This is a genomic window from Clostridium sp. CCUG 7971 (assembly GCF_017590215.1).
Lineage (GTDB): Bacteria > Bacillota > Clostridia > Peptostreptococcales > Peptostreptococcaceae > Faecalimicrobium.
Genome location: NZ_JAFFPK010000048.1, coordinates 1 through 10,583, shown reverse-complemented (window position 1 = coordinate 10,583; position 10,583 = coordinate 1). Strand labels below are relative to the sequence as shown.

The window sequence follows — 10,583 nt, the reverse complement described above, 5'->3', positions numbered from 1 at the left end:
TCGATGAGGGAATATGCAAAAGGTAAAAATGCAATGATACTTTATGGAATGGGAGTTACTCAATTTTCACAGGCAGTAGATGTTGTAAAAGGATTGGCATCAATTGCGCTTTTAACTGGAAATTTTGGAAGAGAAAGTGTTGGAATAGGACCAGTTCGTGGTCAAAATAATGTTCAAGGAACTTGTGATATGGGAGTACTTCCTAATGTATATCCAGGATATCAAAATGTAGCAGATGAGAAGATAAGAGAAAAATTTGAAAAAGCATGGGAAGTAAGCTTATCGCCTAAAAATGGATATAGTTTAACTCAAGTCCCAGATTTAGTTTTAAAAGATAAAAAACTAAAAGCATATTATATATTTGGTGAAGATCCAGTGCAAAGTGATCCAGACGCGAATGAAGTGAGAGAAACTTTAGATGAATTAGAATTTGTTATTGTTCAAGATATATTTATGAACAAAACAGCACTTCATGCAGATGTAGTATTGCCATCTACTTCATGGGGAGAACATGATGGAGTCTATACTTGTGCGGATAGAGGATTTCAATTAATGAGAAAAGCAGTAGAGCCAAAAGGAGATGTGAAAACAGATTGGCAGATAATTTGTGAAATTTCAACAGCCATGGGATATAAAATGGAATATAACAATACTAAAGAAATATGGGATGAAATGAGAAATCTATGTCCAAGTTTCTATGGCGCTACCTATGAAAAAATGGAGAAACTAGGATCTGTTCAATGGCCTTGTGAAAATGAAGATATGAATGATGTAGGAACTAAGTACTTATATGAAGGTGAAACATTCTCAACTCCAAATGGTAAAGGTAATTTATTTGCTACAGAATGGAGACCTCCATTTGAAATGGAAGATGAGGAATATCCTTTTAGTTTATGTACTGTAAGAGAGGTTGGCCATTATTCAGTTAGAACAATGACAGGAAATTGTAGAGCACTAAGAAGTCTTGAAGATGAACCGGGTTATCTTCAAATAAGTGTTGAAGATGCAGAAAAATTAGATATAAAAGAAAATGAATTAATAAGAGTAAGTTCAAGAAGAGGTAGTGTAATAACTAGGGCTTTAGTAACTGATAGAGTTAAAAAGGGAGCTACCTATATGACTTATCAATGGTGGATAGGGGCTTGTAATGAACTTACAATTGCTAAGTTAGATCCTGTTTCTAAAACACCAGAGTATAAGTATTGTGCTGTTAAAGTTGAAAAAATTGAAAATCAACAGTGGGCAGAAAACTATATTAAAGATGAGTATAAAAAAATAAGAGAAAGTATGATGATTAAGAAGGAAAATATATGATAAATTCAACTTTAAAAGTTCCAATAACAAAATTTGAAGATTTTAAAATGAATAATTTAGATGAAGACATTGTAGTGGAATACCCTCTAAAAATTATTTTAAATAATGTGGATATAGGGACATTGTTGTGCACTCCATACAATCTTTATGAACTTGTAGTTGGATTTATCAAAAATAAAGGATATATAGATAAATTTAAAGATTTAGATGTTTTGAAAATTGATAAAGAAAATAGAGTTGCTATAGTAAATACCAATAATAAAAGAATAAATATTAAAGATTTAAGTACTTCAAAATCAGATATTAGTATTAACATAGAAAGTATCTATAAAATTATGGAGAGGAATTTAACTTACTCAAGTTTATTTAAAGATACTGGAGGTGTTCATAGTGTATCCATATTCGATGATAATAAAGAAATTATAATATGTGAAGATGTTGCAAGGCATAATGCAATGGATAAGGCTATAGGTTATTGTATTATTAATGATATATCTTTAGAGGATAAGATAGTTGTAGTTAGTGGTAGAATTTCTCAGGAAATGATGTTAAAAGCTGTTAATAATAGTATACCTATAGTTGTATCTAAATCAGCTCCGACTAATTTATCAATAGAACTTGCAAAAAAACTAAATATAACTCTTATCGGGTTTGTAAGAGGGAAAAGAATGAATATTTATGCAAATGATCATAGAGTTATAATTAAATAAACTTAATTTAAGTTTAAAAGGTGGGGGAATATGAAAAAATGTATATCTTCATTTGTAGTAGCAGACTACAGTAAATGTATAGGTTGTAGAGCTTGTGAGTTAGCTTGTTTTGTTTCTCATAATAAAAATAATAATATAGGGTTTACAGTTGGAACTGTTGAAGTACCCATTATACCAAGGTTATATTTAGTCAAGGATAAACATTCATGTATTCCAATACAGTGTAGACATTGTGAAGATGCACCATGTTTAAATAGCTGTATAAATGGAGCTATTAAAAAAGAAAACAACATAATGTTTATAGACGAAGACTTATGTGTAGGGTGTAAAACATGTCTATTAGCATGCCCTATAGGGGCAATAGACCTACAATCTCAATATAAAGAAGGAAAAAAGGTAGAACAAATAAATTTAGATGATGGAAAAAAAATAGCATATAAATGTGACTTATGCAAAGATAGCGAAAAAATAGCATGTATAAATGCATGTCCTAATAAAGCCTTAAAGTTAATTGATCCAATAGATGATAAAAAACAGAAAAATAAAAAAGCTGCAATAAGTTTATTAATGACTAAAAACTAAAGGGATATGGGGGATTTTATGATAGTTAATATAGATGAAGAGGTATGTACAGGATGTAAACAATGCTCTAAAGTATGTCCAGTAGATGCAATTTATGGAGAAGAAGGCTTACCTCAAAGGATAGATACTAATAAATGTGTTATATGTGGTCAGTGTATTCAAATTTGTAAATCATATGCTTCTATTATAGATGAAGGCTATGAGTTTTTAGATAACAAACGAAAAGAAAGAAAACTTCCAGTTAGTTTAAAAGAACCATTATTTGCAGCTTTTAATACTTGCGATATAGAAAAAGTTAAAGAAGCTTTAAAAGATCCAGAAATTTTTACAGTAGTTCAATGTGCACCGGCAGTAAGAGTAGCTTTAGGTGAAGATTTTGGTTACGATTTAGGAGTTTTAACGCCAGGAAAAATGGCAACAGCCCTTAGAAAATTAAATTTTGATAGAGTTTATGACACCAACTTTGCAGCAGACTTAACTATAATGGAAGAAGGCAGTGAGCTTATAAAAAGAGTAAGTGAAAATAAAAATTTACCTATGTTTACTTCTTGCTGTCCTGCTTGGGTTAAATTTATGGAAGATAATTACCCACATTTAATCCATCACTTATCTTCTTGTAAATCACCACAGCAAATGGGTGGAACTGTATTTAAAACTTACGGTTCAAAACTAAATAAAATAGAGCCATCAAAAATATATAGTGTGTCTATAATGCCATGTACATGCAAAAAGTATGAGTGCGATAGAGAAGAAATGAATTCAAGTGGATATAAGGATGTGGATGTTGTTTTAACAACAAGAGAGTTAGCTTATTTAATAAAAGAAATGAATATAGATTTTAAAAATATTATAGAAGGCAAATTTGATGATATATTAGGAAATTATACGGGAGCTGCTACAATATTTGGAGTGACTGGTGGCGTTATGGAAGCTGCTATTAGAACTGGTTATGAGTTAATAACAAAAGAAAGTATACCTAAAATAGATATTTTAGAGGTAAGAGGAGACAGTGAAATTAGAAAGTCGACTATAAAAGTTGGAGAATTAAACTTAAGAGTTGGAGTTATTAGTGGGCTTAAGAATGTAGTATCAATTTTAAAAGATTTAGAGGATGGAAATTTGGATTTAGATTTTATAGAGGTTATGACCTGTCCTGCTGGATGTGTAAGTGGAGGTGGTCAGCCGAAGTTATTATTAGAAGAATACAGAGATATTGCATATTCAAATAGAGCAAAATCAATTTATAATCATGATAGTAACTTAGATATTAGGAAATCCCATGAAAATCCTGCAATAAAACAAATATATAAAGATTACTTAGGTGAGCCACTAGGAGAAAAGTCACATAAGCTGTTACACACAAAGTATTGTATGGGAAGGGAAGTGACTAATTAATGAATTCTTTTGTAATAGCAGATCCAAATAAATGTATAGGATGCAGAACTTGCATGATAGCTTGTGTAGTTGCTCATAATAACGAAAATATATTTGAAAAAAATATAGATGATATAAATTTTAATCCTAAATTAGATGTTATAAAAACTAATAAAGTAAGTGCTCCTGTACAATGTAGACATTGTGAGGATGCGGTTTGTGTAAATGTATGCCCAAATGGATGTATAGTTAAAGTTAAAGATACAATAAAAATTTTAGAAGAAAAATGTGTAGGGTGTAAAACTTGTATGATTGCTTGTCCTATAGGTGCAATAGATTTAGCAAATTTAAAAGAAATTGATGAAAATAAGTTATGCTTCAAAGAAAAAATGGTAGCTAATAAGTGTGACTTATGTGTTGAAAGTGAAGGTGGACCTCAATGTGTTAAAGTATGTCCAACACAAGCATTTAAAATAATTAAAAAAGAGGATTTAGATATTTCTGTAAAAAACAAAAGAAAATCAGCATCTAGTCGTATGGATTTTTAAATATAAAATATAAATAAAAAATATCGGATATTGAGTTAAATAACTTTATCCGATATTTTTTATGCTAAAAATTTTAATAAAAAGTAAAGAAAGTACAAGAAAATGGTTAAGAATTTGAAACTAATAGATATGGATATTTATGTTATAATAATATCAAATGATTAATAGCTTTATTGGGAGGTAAAATGAGTAATTCAGAAAAAATAATAGAAATAAAAGACCTTAAAATGACTTATGGCGATAAAGAGGTCTTAAAGGGAATAAATTTAGATATATATAAGGGGAATATAATAGGATATATCGGTTCAAATGGTGCAGGGAAAAGTACAACAATAAAAATACTTTTAGGTTTAGTAAAAGGTTATAGTGGAGAAGTATCTATATTTGGGAAAAACATCGAAAATGAAGATAACAATTATGAAGAAAAAATAGGATATGTTCCAGAAATAGCAAAAGTATACGAAAGCTTAACAGCAAGAGAATATCTTACATTTACGGGGCAAATATATGGACTTGATTATGAAGAATGTGATAAGAAAGCTTTAAAACTTATGGAAGTTTTAGGTATAGAAGAAGCATATAACTCAAGACTATCTTCTTTTTCAAAGGGAATGAAGCAAAAGGTTGTAATAATATCAGCTTTAATTCATAACCCAGATATATTATTTTTAGATGAGCCACTAAGTGGACTGGATGCAAACAGTGTTCTTCTCATAAAAGAGATACTACAAAAATTAAAGGAAGATGGTAAGACTATTTTTTATTCATCTCATATAATGGAAGTCGTTGAAAAGCTTAGTGATAGAATAATTCTTTTAAATGAAGGAAATATAGTGGCGGATGGTAACTTTGAAGAAATAAAAAATTGTAATTTTGAAGGTTCTCTAGAAGAAATATTTAATAATCTTACAGGATTTGATGAACATAGTGAACTTGCAGATAAATTTGTAGATATTTTAAAAGGAGAGTAGATATGAAGGAATTTTTTATGTTAAAAATCTTAGATTTATTCAAAGGTATCTACCAAAAATGTGGAGTAAACTATAAGATAATGAGATTAATTGTCCAATCTAAATTAGTAATGGATGGAAGACGTGGACAAAATGTAGCCGGATTTAATGAAGATACAACTAAAGATAAAAATTATTTTTTTACTGCATTAATAGTGTATGCAATAATAGGACTATTTTCAGCACCAATAGTTATTATGAATATAAATCCTATTATAAAAATGAGTTTATATTTTAGTTTCTTTATGATAATGATTTTAAGTGTTTTTATATCAGATTTTTCAAGTGTTATATTAGATATAAATGACAAAGATATAATAGTAACTAAAGGAGTAGATTCAAAAACCTTAAATGCAGCTAAAATTACCCATATATTTATATACATATCTCTTTTAAGTTTAGCAATAGGTGGAGGTGGGCTTATTGCATCATTTAGATATGGTATAATGTATTTTGTATTACTTTTAGTCAGCATATTATTTATAGATATATTAATGATTATAATAACTGCAAGTATGTATTTTGTTATATTAAAGTTATTTAGTGGAGAAAAACTAAAAGATATGATAAATACATTCCAAATAGGTTTTTTACTTATATTTGTAGTAGGATATCAATTTGTAGTAAGAGCTTTTAGTTTTATAGATATGGAGTTTGTATATGTTCCTAAAATATGGAATATACTACTTCCTCCAATGTGGTTTGGAGCTAATTTTAATATATTTTTAGGAGATGAACCAAATAATACAATAAGATTGTTAAGTATATTATCGTTAATAGTACCTATAGTATCAATATTCATATATATAAAGCTTATACCAACATTTGAATATAATCTTCAAAAATTAAGTGATAACACTTATAAGAAAATAAAAACTAAAGATAGCCTATCTTATAAAGCAAGTAAAATTATTTGTAAAAATAAAGAAGAAAGAACATTTTTTAATTTTGTATATAATGTATTAGACAAAGATAGAGACTTTAAAACTAAAGCATACCCATCGTTAGCCTTAGCTACTTTCATGCCATTTATAATGATGATGTCTTCATATGATTCAAGTGGGATAATAAATTATATAAACAGTTTAAGCAATGAGAAATATTACCTAATGGGATATATGTTTGTTTTAATGAGCCAAACTATAGTTACTACTCTTAAGTTCTCAAGTCAGTATGAAGCATCTTGGATTTATGATGTACTTCCTATAAAGGATGACAAAAATTTATATTCAGGTATGTTTAAAGCAAGTATCTATAAATTAATACTCCCAGTTTACATAGTTTTAAGTGTAGTATTTTTATTAATATTTAAAGCTAAAGTTATAATTCATTTAGCTGTTATGTTTGTAGCTATAATAGTTACTTCTATGGTTACATTTAAACTTAATAAAAAAGAGCGTCCTTTTTCATCAGAGTATAAAAATACTAACTCAGGTGAAAATATTTTGACTATGATAAAGTCGATGTTTGTTGTAGGGATTATAACTATAATACATTTTATAGTTAGTAGTAGTTTATTATATACAGGAATTTATTTTATAGTATTATTACTATTTATTAAATTAAGCTGGAATAAAATATTTAAAGTATAGGAAGATATAAAATAATTTATATATCTTATATTAAAATAATCAGTTAAGGTTGAAAATAATTTTAATTATTAGCAACCTTATTTAAAGGGGAAATAAAAATGGCATATATTTATACAATTCTAGCATATATAGGAATGGTATTAGCTTTTATAAATATATATAGTTTAAAAGTTAATAAATTTTTAATAATAATATACTCTTTTGTAATATATGTATTTTTATTAATTGCATATAAATATTTAGGAATATCGCCTTTGTACGTTGGAAATATTGTTATGTCGTTTATTATATATAAATTTACGAAGAAGATATCGCTTACTATTATAGTACCATTGAGCACAACTTTACTAAGTATGGTTGTTAATATTGTTTGTTACAATATACATTTTGATATATTTAATATAAGTATATGTAAGGATAATAATATATTAAATATAGGACTATATTATATAATTAATTATTTATTATTATTTTTATTGGCTAGATATATAAATAAATTAATAATGAGAAATATAGAAAAATTCAATGTCAAAATTCAAACAATGATTATATTAACTTCTATATTAGTACTAACCATATACTTAGAGACTATAAGGCAAATAAAATTACTTAGCATAGAAGATATAAATCAACCTTCAGGAAGAATACTATTGATTTTATATTTTATAACATTTATAGCTTTTTTATTTTTAGTAAGTATGGTAAATAACGAAAATAGATTGAAGGAAATAAATGAATATAATAAGAAATTAGAAATTATGACTAATGAGATGAAAAAATTTAGGCATGACTATAAAAATATTTTACTGTCTATGAATGGATATATGCAAGAAAATGATATGGAAGGCTTAAAAGAATTTTTCTATTCTAATATAGAGCCTTTAAGTGAAAATTTAAATTCATATAATTTTAATATTACATCAGTGTCAAATATAAAAAATATAGAATTAAAGGGGTTAATTTTATCTAAATTAATAAAGGCTGAAGAATTAGGAATAAATATAAATATAAATATCTATAAAAATATAAAAAATATAAATATGAACGTTGTAGATTTATGCAGAGTTTTAGGTATTATTTTAGATAACTGTATAGAAGCTAGCTTAGAATGTAAGAAACCTAATATAGATATATGCATAGACAGAAATTCAAGTTGTACATATTTTTTAATTTCAAATACATATATAAAGAAAATTGATAGTTTAGCCGAATTAATTAAAGGAGGAACTTCTACGAAAGGAATAAATAGAGGTATAGGATTGAGTAATTTAAATGAGATACTAGACAAATATGAAGATATCTGTTTTTCAATTAAATTAGATGAAAATTTTATACAAAAACTAGAGATATATAGCTAGGGGAGAGAGATATTTGAATATATTTATATGTGAAGACAATAAAGAACAAAGAAAAAATTTAAAAAATACTATAGAGGAGATATTAACTGATAAAGAAATAAAAGGTAAAATACAATTATCCACAAATTCAGCCTATGAAATATTAGATTATATAAACATAAATAACTCCAATGGGGTTTACTTTTTAGATATAGAAATAGGGCAAGATATAAATGGTATTGAGTTAGCTAGAAAGATAAATGACATAGATAAAAATGCTATTATAGTAATGATTACATCTCATCCAGAGATGAGTCAACTTACTTTTAAATACCATATACGGGCTGTAGATTATATAGTTAAAGATAGTATAGAAGGCATTTACAAAAGAGTAGAAGATTGTTTAACATTTATAGACGAAAAACTTAGAAAAAATAGTGACAGTGAATTCATAACGATAGAAAATAACCAATGTGTAGAAAAAATAAGATATGATGATATTCTTTTCTTTGAGACTGCAAAAAAAGAACAATAGCCTTACATACATATGATAGTTATGTAGAATTTAAAGGAACTTTAAAAGATATAGAAGATAAACTAGATAAAAGGTTTATAAAATGTCATAGATCTTTTATTGTAAATAGGGATAAAGTATTACGTATTGATAAAAAGCAAAGAATTTTATTTATGGAGGATGGAAGTAGATGTCTTATTTCGATGCTTTTAATAAATAAGATTATAGATAATATGACAGATAATAAAAATGCTATATAAAATTAAAAAAATAAAAAACAGTTAAATCAATTGATTTAGCTGTTTTTTTATTTTACTGTTATAATGTAATTGCAATTAATATATGATTGGTTTTTATAAAAAATTTAACTTGCTTTAAATATAAATTTTAGTACATAAAATTTATATTTCAGCCCAAATACAATGTTTTTTACAGTCGATGTGATAATACTAAAAAAGGATTTAATACGTATATAAGTAGAATTGCAAACATTGATCCACTTAGAGAATTATACGATACAATGGGAGCAGATTTATACATAGGGCATGAAAATCCAATGTTACTTAAACAAAATGGATTAATGCAAATAACATTAGATGAACATGCACAAAAAATAGGATATGAACTTCCAATTGGTATAATGGAAACTCTAATCAAGTTATTTTCATTAGAATCAAATACTAAAATGGGAGGTATGCTAAGTGCAAGTGTATAAGTATTTTCCAGTAGCAAATGATAGAATGGGTATGATATGGACTTTATCATCAATAGAAGGAGTATGTATCATAGAATTTGGTCCAGCAGGGACGACTCATTATGGAATAGAAGTAGTAGGAAGCTTAAATGGAGATAATAATGCAAAAATATATTCAACTCATATGGACCAAAGTGATGTAACTTTTGGTAAGTATGATAGACTTGAAAAGTCAATAGTAGAAGTAGACGAAAATATAGAGCCTAAATACATATTTGTAATGGCATCTTCAGTATCATCTGTAATAGGAGCATATGTTAAAAGTATATGTAGATATCTAAAAGATAGGGTTAATTCAAAACTTATACCAATAACAACAGCAGGGTTTAAAGATGATTATAATGTAGGAGTTGAAAATGCTCTAGAACTTATTATAAATAATATTGTAAAAGCTAGAGAATAATTAAATATAGAAAAAAGCACACAAACTTATAATATAATAGGTTCAAATATTGATAAATATAATTTTTTATCTGACAGTGAAGAGTTAAAAAGAATGATGAAAACTTTATTTAATAAATATGTAAATACGACTTTTACAGCGTACTCAACTATTGAAGATATAGAAAAAGCATCTATATCATCCCTTAACATAGTTATAAGAAAAGAAGTTTTAAAAGCGGCCAAACTTATGGAAGAAAAATTTAATATACCATATATATATATATATGAATATTTATGGGCTCAAAAATTCAATAGCATTTATAGAAAAGGTTAAAGAGATTACTTCTTGGAATTTAAGTGTGAGTAATTTAAATGCTGAAGTAAATAGTGTAAAAAATCATATATTTGGAATTAAACGTAAATTTTACTTCTATAAAGGAAGTAAAAAAAGTTGCAATATTTGG

General features: G+C 26.7%; 11 protein-coding genes and 1 pseudogene. All 12 read left to right on the top strand.

Annotated elements, in window-relative coordinates; translation table 11 throughout:
• On the top strand, window positions 1-1,314 hold a 1,314-nt coding region (locus JWF52_RS06935), incomplete at its 5' end, for a molybdopterin oxidoreductase family protein (RefSeq protein ID WP_208332835.1).
• Window positions 1,311-2,024 carry a formate dehydrogenase accessory sulfurtransferase FdhD gene (gene fdhD, locus JWF52_RS06930; protein WP_208332833.1) on the top strand — a complete coding sequence of 238 codons (714 nt, stop codon included), beginning with the start codon at window positions 1,311-1,313 and terminating at the stop codon, window positions 2,022-2,024. The genes JWF52_RS06935 and fdhD, both read left to right, overlap by 4 nt.
• A gap of 30 nt (window positions 2,025-2,054) precedes the next feature.
• A complete protein-coding gene (locus JWF52_RS06925) occupies window positions 2,055-2,606 on the top strand; it encodes a 4Fe-4S dicluster domain-containing protein (RefSeq protein WP_208332832.1) in 552 nt (183 codons plus the stop codon).
• A gap of 18 nt (window positions 2,607-2,624) precedes the next feature.
• The gene (locus JWF52_RS06920) at window positions 2,625-4,001 is read left to right on the top strand and encodes a [FeFe] hydrogenase, group A (protein WP_208332831.1); all 1,377 of its coding nucleotides are present in this window, start codon (window positions 2,625-2,627) and stop codon (window positions 3,999-4,001) included.
• Window positions 4,001-4,528 carry a 4Fe-4S dicluster domain-containing protein gene (locus tag JWF52_RS06915; protein WP_208332830.1) on the top strand — a complete coding sequence of 176 codons (528 nt, stop codon included), beginning with the start codon at window positions 4,001-4,003 and terminating at the stop codon, window positions 4,526-4,528. Before JWF52_RS06920 ends, JWF52_RS06915 begins: the two co-directional genes overlap by 1 nt.
• A gap of 185 nt (window positions 4,529-4,713) precedes the next feature.
• A complete protein-coding gene (locus JWF52_RS06910) occupies window positions 4,714-5,499 on the top strand; it encodes an ABC transporter ATP-binding protein (RefSeq protein ID WP_208332829.1) in 786 nt (261 codons plus the stop codon).
• 2 nt (window positions 5,500-5,501) lie between these two features.
• Complete coding sequence (locus JWF52_RS06905; protein WP_208332828.1) at window positions 5,502-7,130, top strand: hypothetical protein; 1,629 nt, start codon at window positions 5,502-5,504, stop codon at window positions 7,128-7,130.
• Between the two features lie 98 nt (window positions 7,131-7,228).
• Complete coding sequence (locus JWF52_RS06900; RefSeq protein ID WP_208332827.1) at window positions 7,229-8,488, top strand: sensor histidine kinase; 1,260 nt, start codon at window positions 7,229-7,231, stop codon at window positions 8,486-8,488.
• Between the two features lie 13 nt (window positions 8,489-8,501).
• On the top strand, window positions 8,502-9,002 hold the full coding sequence (locus tag JWF52_RS06895) for a response regulator (RefSeq protein ID WP_208332825.1): 501 nt from the start codon (window positions 8,502-8,504) through the stop codon (window positions 9,000-9,002).
• Window positions 8,999-9,241: a LytTR family DNA-binding domain-containing protein gene (locus JWF52_RS19650; protein ID WP_208332837.1), complete on the top strand. Its 243-nt coding sequence runs from the start codon at window positions 8,999-9,001 to the stop codon at window positions 9,239-9,241. Before JWF52_RS06895 ends, JWF52_RS19650 begins: the two co-directional genes overlap by 4 nt.
• 260 nt (window positions 9,242-9,501) lie before the next feature.
• A complete protein-coding gene (locus tag JWF52_RS06885) occupies window positions 9,502-9,696 on the top strand; it encodes a hypothetical protein (protein ID WP_208332823.1) in 195 nt (64 codons plus the stop codon).
• A gap of 25 nt (window positions 9,697-9,721) precedes the next feature.
• A pseudogene (locus JWF52_RS19245) lies at window positions 9,722-10,453 on the top strand (nitrogenase component 1).
• The last annotated feature ends 130 nt before the right edge of the window (window positions 10,454-10,583 follow it).